The organism is Duganella sp. AC237 (assembly GCF_979254035.1).
This window is the reverse complement of record NZ_CEEDEW010000003.1, coordinates 2,961,891-2,975,574: the sequence shown is the minus strand read 5'-3', so window position 1 is coordinate 2,975,574 and position 13,684 is coordinate 2,961,891. Positions and strand designations below refer to the sequence as shown.

Genomic DNA, 13,684 nt, shown 5'->3' with positions numbered 1-13,684 from the left:
AACACCCCGGTGAGCGACTTGAATTAGCGCGCCAACTGCTCCAGCTTGCGGTCGATGAAGGCCAGCAATTCCGGCGTCATGCCGGCCGCCCCGCGGGCGCGCGCGTAGGCGTCGCGCGCCTCGGGCAGATGCTGGTCGGCCTGCAGCGAAATGGCCAACCCCATCCACCAGACGCCGTTGCCCGGCGCCAGTTGCAGCGCGTCGCGGTAGTAGCGCGCCGCCTCGGCGTGCCGCTGCTCGCGCTGCAGCACGCCGGCCAGGAAGGCCAGGTAATCGGCGCTGTTGCCGGCGTATGGCAGGGTCGCCATCAGCGTCTCCAGCGCCGGCCCGCCGCGTTCCAGTTGCAGCCGCGCCAGCACCATCGCCAGCCCCGGCTGGCGCGGATCGATGCCGAGGGACAGGCGCAGCTGGCGGATCGCTTCGTCGGTTCGCTTATTTTCCAGCAGCAGACTGACGTAGGTCTGGCGCGCCGCCTCGTTGCGCGGATCGATCTCCAGCGCCCGGTCCAGATCGGCCATCGCCACGCTCAGGCGGCCTTCCTGCAAGGCCACCAGCGCGCGGCGGTAGGCGCCGTCGGATTCGAGCTTGGGCGTCAGTTCGCGCCGGCTCACGCCCTCCGTTTGAGCGGCCTTGCGCTCGGGACGGTGCGCCTCGCCGTCGGGCACGGAGCGGCGTGGCCTGGACGCGATGGCTTCATCGGATACGGGCATGCTGCCGGACGGCAGCGTCGGCGTTGTCGCCGCGCGGGCCGACGCGGATTTGGCCGGCGGGGTGTCCAGTTGGGCCGGCTGGGCAGGTTTCCGCGCCGGCTCGGCAAGCGCTTCGGCGGCCGGCGCGGATGCCCGTTCCGGCGTCACCGGCTTGGCGGCTTCGATCACCGGCTCGGCTGGCGGCGGCACGCTCACGGCGCCCGGCGGAAGCTGGTTGAGCACCACCTTCGGCACCGGCGCCGGCGGCGCGCGGTGGCTCTGCCAATACTGCCAGCCATACCAGCCGCCAGCGGCCAGCACGGCGGCTGCCGCCACACCGGCGCCTGCCAGCATCAACGGCCGGCGATCGCGTTCCGGCGCCGGCACCGCCTTCAATTCCTGGGGGTGGACCGCGTCGTCGCCGGCGCCGCCACGCTTGTCCAGATCCTGCAGCATTTTATTGATCAGGCTCATTTGGTCAGCGCCCACGTCAAACCGCACGCCGCGACCAGCACGCCGACACCGGCGGCCAGCCACGGCCAGCGCAGGCCGGCGCGCGCGCCGACGACGCCGTTGGTGTCGTGCGCCGCCAGCTTGACGTGGCGGCGCGTGACCTGCTGCCTGCCCTCGCCAAAGCACAGCATCAGCGACTTGTTGGCCATGATGTTGACCAACCGCGGAATGCCGCCGCTGGCGCGGAACAGCTTGCCGATCGCGCCCCGGCTGAACAGGCGTCCGCCCGCGTAGCCGGCCACGCGCAAACGGTGGGCCAGATAGTATTCGATGTCGTCCCGGCTCAGCGGGCCGAGGTGGTAATGGAAGGTGATGCGCTGCGCCAGCTGGCGGATCGAGTTGGCCTGCAAATGCTGGTTCAGCTCGGGCTGGCCGAACAGCACGATTTGCAGCAATTTGCGCTTTTCGGTCTCCAGATTGCTCAGCAGCCGCAACGCTTCCAGGCTCTCCACCGGGATCGCCTGCGCCTCGTCGAGCAACAACATGACCTGCTTGCCGGCGTGCGCCAGTTCGATCAGGCGGTAGGTGATCGACTTGAGCATCTGGTGCTGGTCGACATCGCGCGCCAGGGTCACCTCCAGCTCGTCGGCCAGGGCCAGCATCAACGTGCGCGGCTCCAGGTAGGGATTGGGAATATAGGCGGTGACGAACTCCGGCCCGACCGTGGCGATGAACTTGCGGCACAGCAGCGTTTTGCCGATGCCGACCTCGCCGGTGATCTTGATGAAGCCTTCGCCGCTCTTGGCGGCCACCAGCAAGGTGTTCAGCGCTTCCTGGGAATGCGGGCTGGTGAAGAAATAGCTGGTATCCGGCGTGATGCTGAACGGCGCCTCGCGCAGGCCGAAGTGTTTGCTGTACATGGTCAGTTGCGCTCCCTGGCGCGGCGCGGATCGAGCTCCTTGATGCGGCGCCCACTGTCGAGCAAGTCCTGGTTCCAGTCGGAGCTGGACTCGACGATGGTCGGCTTGATCAGCACCACCAATTCGCGTTTCTGGATCACTTCGCCGGAGGCGCGGAACAATGCGCCGACCACGGGAATGTCGCTCGCGCCCGGCACGCCGGAACGGTCCGACGTCGTCGCCTGGCGCATCAGGCCGCCGATGGCGACCACCTGGCCGTCCTGGCCGCGCACCATGCTGTCCATCTCGGAAGTCGACGACGCCGCCAGCGGCAGGCTGAAGTTACCCAAGGCACCCAAGTTGACGCCCTTGTTGACGGTCGAGACCTGGCTCACCGACGGGTGCACATGCAAGATGATGTTGCCGTGATCGTCGATCTGCGGCGTCACGTCCAGCACCACGCCGGAGAAGAACGGTTGCAAGGTCAGCGTCGGCGTGGTGACGCCGGTGCCGGTGCCGCTGGTCGTCGTCGTGGTGCTGATGCCGGTGACGAAAAACTCGTCGGTGCCGATCTTGAGCAGCGCCTTCTGGTTGTTCAGGGTCGCGATGCGCGGGCTCGACAGAACATGCACGGTACCCTGCCCTTCGAGGAAGGAAATCAGCGCCGCGAAATTGCTGGTCTGGAACGCCAGGCCGAACAGCGAGCCGACCGCGTCGGACACGGCGCCGATCGACGCGCCCGGCACGCCCACCGCGCCGGCGGCGCCGTTGCTCGACAGCGACCCCGACGCGCTCAGGCCCAGCGGCGTCAGCGACGTGCCCGGCTGCACCAGGCCGGCCGAGATGCGGCTGTTGGTGCTGAGCTTGCCGAAGGCGGCCCAGTTGATGCCGCTCTGGAAGTTGCTGTTCAACTCCACCTCGAGGATCTTGGCCTCCAAAATCACCTGGCGGTCGACCGACAACTGGGTCGCCCGCAGATACTGGTCGACGTTGCGCAGCTCGTCGGGCATGGCGCGGATCACGATCACGCCCGACTGCGGGCTGATGGTCACGCTGCGGCCGTCCTTGCCCGTTTCGATGATCGCCTCCAGCGCCGTCTTGAGTTCCAGCCAGAAATCGCTGGCGGACGTGGTTTGCACGTTGGCCGCGTCCCGCTGGCTCTGGTTGCCGCCGGAGTTGTTGCCATTGTTGCCGTTGTTACCGTTGTTGCCCGAGTTGTCGCTGTTATTGCTCGAGTTATTGTTGTTGCCGGAATTGTTTTGCGAACCGCTGTTGCTGGTGCCGGCGCTGGCCACCGACGTCGACGACACGCGCAGGCTCGACACGCCCTTGCGGATCGCGGTCAGGTAATTGACCTTGAACATCTTGGTCTGCATCGTCAGCGGACGGATGTAGATGCGCGTGCCTTCGATCTTGTAGTCGTAACCGTACAACTCGCGCACCGCGTCGAGCGCCTCGACCAGGGTCACATCCTTCAGGTTGGCGGTAATGTTGCCCGTCACCTCAGGGTTGATCAGCATGTTGTAGCGCGTGCCGGCCACGATGGAATTGAAGAACTGTTGCACCGGCACGTTGTTGAACGACACATTGAAGCGTTCCTCCAGCACGGCGCGCGCCTTCGGCAACTGCTCGGCCAATTGCGACACCGGCGGCAGCAAGGCGCTGGCAACGGCGTCGGCCTGCGCGGCGGCGGGCGGTTTGGCCTTGAGCGCGGCATCGACCTCGGCGTTGATCTTGTTATAGGTATCGCGCTTGGGCGGCGTCGAGCAGCCGTTCAGCAGCAGCGTCGTCAGGATGGCGATGGTCAGTATTTTTTGCATATGCATTCGTTTAACGTTGATGAACGGGCGTCTTCCCGCCCGTTCCGGTGTCGGGGAACAGGGTCAGCACCTGCTTCGCCCGTCCGTGTTGCAACACCACTTGGTTCTTGCCGATCTGGACCAGCACGGCGCCATTGATCTTGTCGCCCCTGCGCAGCGTCTGGCCGTCGATGACCGCCACCTCGCGTCCGCTCGTGCCGATCAGGATCGACTGCAAGCGCGGGCCGGCGCTGACCACCGGCGTATCGGCGGCGCCCGGCGCCAGCAGGCGCGATTCCGGCGGCGGCTGGGTCGGATCGACCAGGGTCTGCGCTTGCACCGGCGACGCGGCCAGCACCAGCGCCGACAGCACGCCGGCCAAGCAGGCATATCGCACCGGGGCGCTCATAGTTTCATCCATTTCTGATCCAGGCTCAGCGTATAAAGCGTCAAGGTCAGGCGCGAATTCGGATACTGCTGCGCATCCAGGCTGGCCTTGCCCCAGAACAGTTGCACCGGCAATGCCTCCAGCGCGGCCATGTAGCTGACCATGTCCAGATAGCTGCCCTGCAAGACGATCTCCACGCCGTGCCGATACAGCAGCTCGCGCGGCTTTTGCGCGGCGACCGCCGGCTGGATTGACGGATTTGGCTGGGCTGCGGCGGCAAGCGGCGGTGTGCCTGCGGCCACAGGCGGCGTGGATTCCGCGAAGCGCTCGTTCATGCCCGCCACCGGCAGGGTCTTCATCGCCATCAAGCGCAGTTTTCCGTGGCCACTCAGCAGGTTTTCCAGCAACGGCGCGATCTTCTCCGGTGCCACCAGTCCCTTTTGCACGGCCAGCAAGCTGGCGCTGATACGGTCGATTTCGGCGCGTGCCGCCTGCAATTTGGCCCGTTCCTGCGCATCCGGATCGATATTGAAGCCTTGGGCCTTGCCCGTGATTTCCATGTCGATGCCGGCGATCTGGTTTTGCTGCTGCTTGATCTGCGCCAGCAGCAGCTTTTGCCTGGCCAGCATCGGTTCAACCGCGATCGTATATATGAGGAACAGGAGCGCCGCCGTCACCGCCACGAACACCATGGCGCGCTCGCGCAAGGTCATCGCGTCCAGCTTGGTGCTCAGCTTGAGCCATTGCTGTTGCAGTTGCTGCTTCATTGTTCGGTCCTCGCCGCAGCGGTCGATTGCAGGCTGAATTGCACGAACGGCGCCGTCGTCGCCACCGGTGCGGGCACGGCTGCCGGAGCGGCGGTCGGCACGGCTACACCTTCGATGGTCGCCGGCGCGGCGACCGGCGTCAGTTGCGCGTCCGGCCGTGAAATATCCAGGCTGGCGAAGCTCTTGCCGTGCATAACCCGCTCCGACTTCAAGCGCGCGATATAGGCGGGTATCAAGGTCGGCTGCATGGCACGTCCCTGCACGCCGATATCGTTGCCCGCGCCGACGATCGACACGCCTGTCAACCACAGCCCACTGACGTTCTGTCGCGAAAACGCGCGGAAATATTCGGCATAGCCGGCCGCGTTGCCAAGCGTGCCGTCGCGCAGCACCGATTCCACTTGTTGCAGCGACTTCAGCTCCGCCTCGGCCTGGGCGACCTCGCTTGCGATGGTGGCGCTTTTCTGCCGTGGCGCGAATTGCTTGCTGGCCTCCGCCAGACGTCGCTCGCGGTCGGCCAGCAAGGTTTTGCCGGACGCGGCGGATGTTTCCAGGTCGGCCACACGCTGGCCGGCGTACCACGTCAGCAGCAGCGCGCCGGCGACGATCACGCCCAGCGCCTCCGCCATCGGCAAGGCCGTGAATACTTTCTTCTGCTTGAGGAAGATGGGGTTGAACAGGTTGATCTGCTGACTCACAGCACCACCTCCTCGTGCCGCAGGGCCGCGCCCAGGGTCAGGAAGAAACGCTGTTGCTGCTCGACGTCGAGCAGCGCCGGCGCCTTGCTCAGGTCGAACACATCCTCCAGGCCCATCGCCTCGACCGGCATGTAGAGATTGGCCGCCAGATATTCGTGCAAGCCCTGCGCGCCGGTCGGCGCCAGCAGCAGCTTGATCACGTTGACATAGTTGAACTGGCGGTCGAAGTGATCCAGCGAGCGTTGCAGCTCCAGGGTAATCTTGTCGAATAAGGTTTGCTGCTTGTCGGTGTCCGGTTCCAGCAACTGCGGCAAGGTCACGTCGATGCGGCGCGACAGGTACAGCTCGCCCTTGAAGGTGATCGTCAGCAGGCCGCCGTCGCCGTCGAACGACAGCATCGCCAGGCCACGGCCTTCGGTTTCCAGCAGCACCGAGATGTTCCGCTGCGCCATTTCCGGAATGTCGATGACGTTCAGTTCTATCTTGGCCTCGGCGAACAAGCCTTGGCGCGACTGGATCAGCGCGTTGCGGGCGGCGATGGCGAACATCGAATGGGCGCGCGACGGCGCGTTCGGATCGACCGGGATATCGAGCACGTCGATGGTGGCGTCGTCGACATGGAAATCGAGCATATCCTTCAAGCGCCAGCGCACCGCCGTTTTCAATTCATCTTTCGGAACGTTGGGTGCATCGACGGTCAGCATCTGGTATTCGCCGCCGCTCAGCATGGTGCCGAAGAGGAAATTGGCGGCCTTCAAATCCTTGCTCACTTTTTCCAGCGATTCGGCCGACAGGCTGGCAGTGGACGGATAGAACGACGACAGCTCGACCACCGCCTTGGCGTCGCGCACGCGCTGCACGCGGCCAGCGCAAATACCGTCGCGCTGGAACGAGACGGTCAGCCAGCCATCCTTCTTTTTGCTTCTTTTGAGGAATCCCATACCAGCAACCTAGATGATTACCAGCACACGAGGTTTACGCGCTAGTTGGTTGATTATATTCAAGTTACACCGCTCGTTTGCCAAAAATTAATAGTAATGCCACAAAAACACACACATTGTCATGTGGCTTGTTTCTTTATAGCTGCGCCTCAATGACGCGCTGTACATAATCGGGGCCTGGCGCGTTGTTGGGGCAGGTATTGTTTGCGGGCTGGTTGCAAGCGGTGACTGTGATCCTGATGCCGCCGAACGTCGGATCGACGAGCTCGGGCGGTGCCGGAGTGTGGTAGCCAGCTTCCGGCTGGCTGCATTGCACCGTGACGGTATAAGCCGCCAAAGTTGGCGCCGACAGGGCGAAACTGCGGATCGCCGGGCAACCGAGCGGGTTAGCGATGTTTGCGTTTCGTGCCCGCTCGAGTTGGATGTATAGAGCCCACTCCAAGCCCGCCTTGGCGGCTTGATAGGCGCGCGCGCCCTGCTCGTCCTGCGTCGCACTCGACTGCTGCGATGTCGTCAAAGAAACCACCGCCACGCCCAATCCGGCCAGTACCACTAATAGGAAGATGGCCGTCACCAGCGCGACGCCGGACGATTTACGTATCATTCGTGGCGTCATGGCGTATTGTCCACGTGAATCTGATGGGACAGCGTGATGGTTTCCACGGCATTGCCGCCCTCAAGACTGGCGCGCCCGAGGGACAGATTCAAGCCGATCAAGCCACTCTGCTGGCTAGCCGAGGTGCCGATGGTGAAGTCGCACGCGACCACATTATTTGCCAACAAGCTTCCGTCCGATGCCAGCGGTAGCGGCGGCTGCACGAGAAAGTCGGCGGCAACCGAACGGGTCAATGTCCCCTTGCCATTCGCGTTCCCCTCACAGCGGTAAATCACGGGCCGAGTTACGACCTGGAAGCGTTGACGTGGCGAGGTATTCGGTACATTTCCGGAAGCGGGGCGAAACGGATTTTTACCTGACTGGCCAGCAAGCGTGCTGTCGTAGGAAATTGACCTTTTATTATTATCAAAACCAGTGATCACTGCCAGATTCGTGCGGGCGTAGGCGTCCGCACCATCGAAACCGGTTCCCAAGTTGTAGATGGCAAAAAAATCGCCCACGGCGACCGGCGGCATCGGCCCAATCACATTGAATGGCGCCACCGTCTGGTTGGTAAAGCTCAAAGGTTTGCCCACGAGGGGATCCGCATTGGGGTCGGGTGCATTCTCCACAGCCAGATATAGGCCGCCCGCCTTGGTCGGAATGAACTCCAGCCACCATTGCCCTGCTGCCGTGGCAGTCAGGCGTACGCTGTTGGGCAAGGCAGTGCGCAATTCGCGGGCCATGCGGCGCAAGGCCAGATCGGCGGCGTCACTCAGGTCGGCCCGGGCAGCCGCATCAGTATAGTTTTGCACGGGGCGGCGGATGAACAGCACCATGGTGCCGGCGACGATACCGGTGATCACCATGACGACGACCGCCTCCACCAGCGTGAAGCCGCGCTGATGACGGGCGATAGCGCGTGTGATGCGGTGGACGGTCATCATGGCGCGTAACGCGTGCGGTAGCCGTCCAGCCGAATGAACTCGTTCGGGCCATACTGGGTGATGACTGTGATCTGCAAAGCCTCGAGATTGTCTGCCACGGAACCAACACGGAAGCCGTCGTTACCGAAGGGGCTCGCGCCGGCAGGACCGAGCTCGGCGCCGGGACCGAGCAAATTCAAGGTGACGGTGGTCGTGATGCCGGCGAGCGAGCTGTTTCCCATCGTTTTGGAATCCTTATCCACGCCAAGCGCACGTCCATTCACATCCTGATCAACGCCGTTCGGACCAAAGGTGCGTTCAGGTGTATTGAGGCTGGTCCCATAATCGGCAACGCTGGCGTACGGGCGCGGACTGCCAGGCGCGCGCTGCCCCACTTTGGCGCGGGTGCCGCACTCGTCCACTTTGACCGCAGTGCCATAGGCGGGGTCGTTCGGACCGCAAAAGGTCAGCCCCGCTAATTGCACTTCTTCCATATACGCTTCCGCGATCAGCATGGCCTGCTTGCGGCGCAGCGGATCGGCGCTGGATTTTGCGCTGAGGTTGAGCACGCCAAGAATGCCCGCAGCGGCGACGCCCATGATCACCATGAACAGAACGAGCTCGACGATGGTAAGGCCGTCTTGGCGATTAATGGACATAACCGGTCTCGGCTTCCACGGTGAACCGGTAAACGCTGGCGCCGCTGGTAAAGGTCAGCGTCAACGGTGCAGCGAAGCTCGGACGGCCCATGCGGTCGAAGGAAAATGCATACCCGGGCGCGACACCGCCTACCGCCACGCTAGCCGGCGTACCCTCGCACATCCAGTTGGCGACGTAGTTGTTGCCAAGCGTGCAGACAGCGCGGGTTGCAGAATTGCCAGTATTAGAGCTGCCCGGCGCGAAAGCCAAGTCGGCGGCGTTGTTGCAATTGGCGGTGTTGAAACAGACTGCAAACCTGGCCGGCGACGCCTGCACAAAAACCGGACGGTTCTGGGCGATGGCAAGCTTTTGAGCAGAGCGGATCACAGACTTGACCTGATCGGAATAAGCACGGCCGGCGAAAGTGTTGTTATCGAAAAAGCGCGCGGCGCCGATGGCGCCCAAGATCCCGATAACGACCATAACGGTGACCAGCTCCACCATGGTGAAGCCGGTCGCAGGCACGCGAAAAGAATTGCCGGATAGGCGCCGCTTTTCGAAGTCACGCCTCATCCCCGTGCCAGACAACAATTCAGGCGATCAGCAGTCGGTCGCCGCCGGCGGCGCGCTAATGGTAGGGGCTGCGCCAGCGACGGCCGATTGCCTGTAGCGCACAAAGCAGGTTAACCCAACTGGCGTTCCGACGATGCTGCGAGGCTGGATCAGTATGTCACCCGCCACGACTGCCGGGCTGTTGGCACCGGCGCCAGCAGCAGCTGTGGTGATGGCATAATCCTGCGCGGTCAAGCCTGCGGCCGCTGCCGTAGTGGCGTCACCGGTTGGATAACCGAACGTCAGATTAACCACCAAACCTTCCACCGGAGTTGTCTGCAGCAGCGGATTCCCACTTGCCAAAAACTGGCCACGAATCATCGCGGAGGTCGACGACAGCGAACCTCGCGCGGCGTTCAGGGAAGCGACACGCGCATCGGCGCCAAGATTTGAGAAACGTGGCAGCGCCGTCGCCGCCAGGATGCCAAGAATAACAATCACGACGATCAATTCGATCAGCGTGAAGCCCGACTGGGCTGCTGGTTTACGGAATGCGCTCGTCGCTGCCTTGTTCATTACACTTCTCCAAGTCGTCCATTAAGTTGAAGAAAGACGGCGCGGATTGCGTCAGTCCTTCACTTGCTCAAAGGCCACACCGAGGGGGGCGGGTGCGCCTGGCGGCTTGGCGGGGCGATGGGGCAAGCGAAGTAATTTTACCTTGAATTTCAAACGTTTCGTGGGAGCATCTAAAAAGCCACTGCTGATATTTAACAAATAAATCACCGATTTATCAGTTCGATCAAACGCCCAATTCCCCTCGCCGATGTCGTCGTCGCTAGGGGAAAAGTACGCGCCGGCGTAATTGACGGGCTTATCTTTCAGCCAATCAAACGGATTTTGTTCGGCCAAGATCGTTAAATCTTCCGTTCCACCGGGCAATTTCCCCTGCGCAACCTTAATTTCTAAGGCGGTTCGCAAGTTCGCCACCGTCGTTCGCATCGCGGCCACCTCGGCCTGTCCTTGATAATGCCAAATCCGTTGCAGCAAAACCGTGGTCAATATGCCCACAATGACGATGACCAGGGCAAACTCCAGCAAACTTGCGCCCCGTTGTTTCTGCGTCACAAATGTTGGCAAGAAAATCAGTAACCGCCTCGTTTTCGGCATCACTTATGCAAGGCGGCTTTGCCCAGATCCCAAATCGGCAGGAAGATGCCCAGCGCCAACACCAACACCATCATGCCCAGGAAGACAATCAGGATCGGTTCGATCTGCGCCGACAGCGTCTTGAGCTCGTAATCGACCTCGCGTTCGTACATCTGCGCGATCTCGTCCATCAAATCGTCGATCGAACCGCTCTCCTCGCCCACCGCGATCATTTGCAGCACTACGGGTGTGAACACGCCGGCCGCCGCCGCCGTCCGCAATATGCTGTCGCCGCGCTCGACGCCGTCGCGCATCTGCTCGACGCGGGCGCACAGGTAGGCGTTGTCCACCGTCTGCGACACCACCGTCAACCCTTGCACAATCGGCACGCCGCTGCGGTTGGACAGCGCAAAGCTGCGGGCAAAGCGCGCCATCGTGGCCTTGAGGATGATTTTGCCGGCGACCGGAATCTTCAGCTTGAACTTGTCCCACTGATACAAGCCGCGCTCCGTGCCAACCCAGGCGCGGAAGCCGAACACGCCGGCCACGACAGCAACCGCCATCATCGGCCAGTAACGCACGGTGAAATTGGAGGTGCCAATCAGTATCCTGGTCATCAACGGCAACTCGGCGTGCAGCGATTTGAACACGCCGACAAACGCCGGTATCACAAACATATTGACGACCACCATCGCCGCGACCATGGCCATCAGCACGAAACTTGGATAACGGGTTGCCGTCTTGACGCGCTCGCGCATGTCGCGGTCGAACTCCAGGTGATCGAACAAGCGCAGGAATACCTCCTCCAGCCGCCCGGTCATCTCGCCCACCCGCACCATGGACAGGTAAAACGGCGAAAACACGTCCGGATGGCGTCGCATGGCGGCCGACAGCTCGCGTCCCGAGTCGAGCGACTCGCGCAAATCCTTGATGACCTTGCCGAAAGACTTGCTGACCGCCGACTCCTGCAAGCCCGCCAACCCGCGCATGATGGGCACGCCGGACTTGAGCAAGGTATACAACTGGCGGCTGAACAATTGCACGTCCATCGACGTGACCTTCTTCTCCAGCAGCCGCGACAGCCAGCTCTCGCCACTGGCGGCGACCGCTTTTTGCGTGACGGTGATCTCGATCGGCGTCACGCCGGTATTGAACAGTTGATCGGCGACGGCGCCGCTGTCCGGGCCCTCCAGCACGCCCTGCATCAGTACGCCGCGCGCGTTGCGGGCTTTGTAGGCGAAGAACGGCACGTCAATCCTCGGTCTGGTTACTGATGCGCATCGCTTCGGACACCGTCGTACGGCCCTGCACCACCAGCTGCACCGCGTGCCGGCGCAAGGTTTCGCCGGCCATCTGCGCGGCCGCCACCTTCAGGAAGTGGGCCGGATCGGGATCGTTGGCGGCATCGACCACCGCCCGCGTCATCTCCAGCAGCTCGTAGACGCCGGTACGGCCGCGATAGCCCATGCCGTTGCAATGCGAGCAACCCTTGCCGTGGAAATAGCGCGCCTTGTCGACCTTGTCGTTGAGTTCCATGCTCAGCCACTCGCGCTCGGTCGGCGTCAACTCGTACGGCGTGGTGCAGCTTTCACAGATCATGCGCACCAGCCGCTGGGCCAGCACCGCCTGCAGCGAACTGCCGACCATGTAGCGCGGCACGCCCATGTCCATCAGGCGCAGCGGCGTGCTCATCGCATCATTCGTGTGCAAGGTCGACAACACCAAGTGACCGGTCATGGCGGCCCGCAGGCCAATTTGCGCCGTTTCCTGGTCGCGCATCTCGCCGACGAGCACGATGTCCGGATCTTGCCGCAGCGCCGAACGCAGCACGCGCGCGAAATTCAGGTCGATCTTGTCGTTGACTTGCACTTGATTAATGCCGGCCAGCCGGTATTCGACCGGGTCCTCGACGGTGATCAGTTTCTTCTCGACGGAATTGAGCTCCGACAGCGCGCAGTACAAGGTGGTGGTCTTGCCGCTACCGGTCGGGCCGGTGACCAGCACCAGGCCGTTCGGACGCTGGATGATGGCGCGGAACTTTTCCACCAGCGCGCGCGGCATGCCGATGGCGTCCAGCCGCAGCTGGGCCCCGCCCTGGCTCAGCAGACGCATGACGACCGATTCGCCGTACTGGGTCGGCATGGTCGAGATACGCACGTCGATGCGCTGGTTGCGCACCCGCACGGCGAAGCGGCCATCCTGCGGCAGGCGCTTCTCGGAAATATCGAGGTCGGACATCAGCTTGAGGCGCAGCGCCAGCGATGGTGCGATCTTGATATCGGTTTCGGTCTGCAGGTGCAGCACGCCGTCGATGCGGAAGCGGATTTGCAGCCGCCCTTCCTGCGGTTCGATGTGGATGTCGGAGGCGCGCACCTGGGCGGCGTCGTCGAACACCGACTGCAACAGCTTGACGATGGGCGCCTCTTCCAGGTTCGGATTGGCGGCCGCGAGCGCGCCGAAGTCGACCGAGACGTCGCCCAGATCCTGCTCCAGCTCGCGCGCCAGGTCGGAGATATCCTCGGTGCGGCGGTAGATGCGGTCGATGACGCCAAGCACCTCGGTCTCGTTGACGACGGCCAGTTCGATGTTCTGTTTGACGATGCGGGCGATCTCGTCATACGCGAACAGGTCGGTCGGGTCGGACATGCCGACGAGCAGCACGCCGCGCCGGTCCTCGAGCACCAGCGCGCGGAAGCGGCGCGCCTGCGTCTCCGGCAGCATGCGGACGATCTCGGGATTGACGTTGAAGAACTTCAGGTTCAGGTATGGGATGCTGAGCTGGCGCGCCAGCGCATTGGCGATCTGCTCCTCGGTGACGTAGCCGTTCTCGATGAACACGCGGCCGAGCTTGCGGCCGCTGCGCTTTTGGTCGGCCAGCGCCAGCCCCAGTTGTTCTTCCGACAGCAGCTTTTGCTGTACGAGAATTTCCCCCAGCCTGACTTTTTCCGGCCTTGCCATACCCGCTCCTGATCTTCAAAAACCCATTTGAACCGTTCAACCCGCACCCCATTTACGTGGGGTCGGACCCCATGGGGTCCGACCCCGGGTTGGCTTGGGGTTGGAGCTTACTCATGATGCCACACGACAACTTGCGGCCATTCTAGTGCAGATTACCCCACTTCCCCAATGCCAAGCTCGCCTATCTGCACAGGATGTCGCTTTCTTCGCACGAATGCGCTACAGTTGTGGTTC

Annotated in this window: 15 protein-coding genes; all 15 read right to left on the bottom strand. The window is 62.8% G+C overall.

The features are described 5' to 3' along the window. Window positions 1-23: 23 nt before the first annotated feature. Window positions 24-1,163 (bottom strand): tetratricopeptide repeat protein, encoded by a 1,140-nt coding sequence (locus tag AC0IYS_RS13560; RefSeq protein WP_471705644.1) that lies wholly within the window; start codon window positions 1,161-1,163, stop codon window positions 24-26. Beyond that, complete coding sequence (locus AC0IYS_RS13555; RefSeq protein ID WP_471705643.1) at window positions 1,160-2,062, bottom strand: ExeA family protein; 903 nt, start codon at window positions 2,060-2,062, stop codon at window positions 1,160-1,162. The genes AC0IYS_RS13560 and AC0IYS_RS13555 overlap by 4 nt, the downstream gene beginning before the upstream one ends. 2 nt (window positions 2,063-2,064) lie before the next feature. Beyond that, a complete protein-coding gene (gene mshL, locus AC0IYS_RS13550) occupies window positions 2,065-3,861 on the bottom strand; it encodes a pilus (MSHA type) biogenesis protein MshL (protein ID WP_471705642.1) in 1,797 nt (598 codons plus the stop codon). A 10-nt stretch (window positions 3,862-3,871) separates the two neighbouring features. Further along, window positions 3,872-4,261 carry an MSHA biogenesis protein MshK gene (locus AC0IYS_RS13545; RefSeq protein WP_471705641.1) on the bottom strand — a complete coding sequence of 130 codons (390 nt, stop codon included), beginning with the start codon at window positions 4,259-4,261 and terminating at the stop codon, window positions 3,872-3,874. Then, window positions 4,246-4,995, bottom strand: a complete 750-nt coding sequence (locus AC0IYS_RS13540; protein WP_471705640.1) for a hypothetical protein — start codon at window positions 4,993-4,995, stop codon at window positions 4,246-4,248. Before AC0IYS_RS13540 ends, AC0IYS_RS13545 begins: the two co-directional genes overlap by 16 nt. Further along, a complete protein-coding gene (locus tag AC0IYS_RS13535) occupies window positions 4,992-5,693 on the bottom strand; it encodes an MSHA biogenesis protein MshI (RefSeq protein ID WP_471705638.1) in 702 nt (233 codons plus the stop codon). Before AC0IYS_RS13535 ends, AC0IYS_RS13540 begins: the two co-directional genes overlap by 4 nt. Continuing rightward, window positions 5,690-6,634 (bottom strand): agglutinin biogenesis protein MshI, encoded by a 945-nt coding sequence (locus AC0IYS_RS13530; protein WP_471705637.1) that lies wholly within the window; start codon window positions 6,632-6,634, stop codon window positions 5,690-5,692. Before AC0IYS_RS13530 ends, AC0IYS_RS13535 begins: the two co-directional genes overlap by 4 nt. 136 nt (window positions 6,635-6,770) lie before the next feature. Beyond that, window positions 6,771-7,250, bottom strand: coding sequence for a pilus assembly PilX family protein (locus AC0IYS_RS13525; RefSeq protein ID WP_471705636.1), 480 nt, complete (start codon window positions 7,248-7,250; stop codon window positions 6,771-6,773). Next, complete coding sequence (locus tag AC0IYS_RS13520; protein ID WP_471705635.1) at window positions 7,247-8,176, bottom strand: type II secretion system protein; 930 nt, start codon at window positions 8,174-8,176, stop codon at window positions 7,247-7,249. Before AC0IYS_RS13520 ends, AC0IYS_RS13525 begins: the two co-directional genes overlap by 4 nt. Then, window positions 8,173-8,814: a type IV pilus modification PilV family protein gene (locus AC0IYS_RS13515; RefSeq protein ID WP_471705634.1), complete on the bottom strand. Its 642-nt coding sequence runs from the start codon at window positions 8,812-8,814 to the stop codon at window positions 8,173-8,175. Before AC0IYS_RS13515 ends, AC0IYS_RS13520 begins: the two co-directional genes overlap by 4 nt. Then, the gene (locus tag AC0IYS_RS13510; RefSeq protein ID WP_471705633.1) at window positions 8,804-9,367 is read right to left on the bottom strand and encodes a pilus assembly FimT family protein; all 564 of its coding nucleotides are present in this window, start codon (window positions 9,365-9,367) and stop codon (window positions 8,804-8,806) included. The genes AC0IYS_RS13515 and AC0IYS_RS13510 overlap by 11 nt, the downstream gene beginning before the upstream one ends. A 27-nt stretch (window positions 9,368-9,394) precedes the next feature. Further along, entirely contained in the window at window positions 9,395-9,922 is a 528-nt protein-coding gene (locus tag AC0IYS_RS13505; RefSeq protein ID WP_471705632.1) for a type II secretion system protein, read from the bottom strand. Between the two features lie 51 nt (window positions 9,923-9,973). Then, window positions 9,974-10,471, bottom strand: a complete 498-nt coding sequence (locus AC0IYS_RS13500; RefSeq protein ID WP_471705630.1) for a type II secretion system protein — start codon at window positions 10,469-10,471, stop codon at window positions 9,974-9,976. A 41-nt stretch (window positions 10,472-10,512) separates the two neighbouring features. Then, window positions 10,513-11,742: a type II secretion system F family protein gene (locus AC0IYS_RS13495; protein WP_471705629.1), complete on the bottom strand. Its 1,230-nt coding sequence runs from the start codon at window positions 11,740-11,742 to the stop codon at window positions 10,513-10,515. Between the two features lies 1 nt (window position 11,743). Then, window positions 11,744-13,450: a GspE/PulE family protein gene (locus tag AC0IYS_RS13490; protein ID WP_471705628.1), complete on the bottom strand. Its 1,707-nt coding sequence runs from the start codon at window positions 13,448-13,450 to the stop codon at window positions 11,744-11,746. Window positions 13,451-13,684: the final 234 nt, after the last annotated feature.

Bases quoted from the DNA above. Each gene is read 5' to 3' on its own strand.
- AC0IYS_RS13525 (WP_471705636.1), bottom strand. From the start codon at position 7,250: ATGACGCCACGAATGATACGTAAATCGTCCGGCGTCGCGCTGGTGACG.
- AC0IYS_RS13520 (WP_471705635.1), bottom strand. From the start codon at position 8,176: ATGATGACCGTCCACCGCATCACACGCGCTATCGCCCGTCATCAGCGC.
- AC0IYS_RS13545 (WP_471705641.1), bottom strand. From the start codon at position 4,261: ATGGATGAAACTATGAGCGCCCCGGTGCGATATGCCTGCTTGGCCGGC.
- AC0IYS_RS13510 (WP_471705633.1), bottom strand. From the start codon at position 9,367: ATGAGGCGTGACTTCGAAAAGCGGCGCCTATCCGGCAATTCTTTTCGC.
- AC0IYS_RS13555 (WP_471705643.1), bottom strand. From the start codon at position 2,062: ATGTACAGCAAACACTTCGGCCTGCGCGAGGCGCCGTTCAGCATCACG.
- AC0IYS_RS13515 (WP_471705634.1), bottom strand. From the start codon at position 8,814: ATGTCCATTAATCGCCAAGACGGCCTTACCATCGTCGAGCTCGTTCTG.
- AC0IYS_RS13560 (WP_471705644.1), bottom strand. From the start codon at position 1,163: ATGAGCCTGATCAATAAAATGCTGCAGGATCTGGACAAGCGTGGCGGC.
- mshL (WP_471705642.1), bottom strand. From the start codon at position 3,861: ATGCAAAAAATACTGACCATCGCCATCCTGACGACGCTGCTGCTGAAC.
- AC0IYS_RS13490 (WP_471705628.1), bottom strand. From the start codon at position 13,450: ATGGCAAGGCCGGAAAAAGTCAGGCTGGGGGAAATTCTCGTACAGCAA.
- AC0IYS_RS13530 (WP_471705637.1), bottom strand. From the start codon at position 6,634: ATGGGATTCCTCAAAAGAAGCAAAAAGAAGGATGGCTGGCTGACCGTC.
- AC0IYS_RS13505 (WP_471705632.1), bottom strand. From the start codon at position 9,922: ATGAACAAGGCAGCGACGAGCGCATTCCGTAAACCAGCAGCCCAGTCG.
- AC0IYS_RS13540 (WP_471705640.1), bottom strand. From the start codon at position 4,995: ATGAAGCAGCAACTGCAACAGCAATGGCTCAAGCTGAGCACCAAGCTG.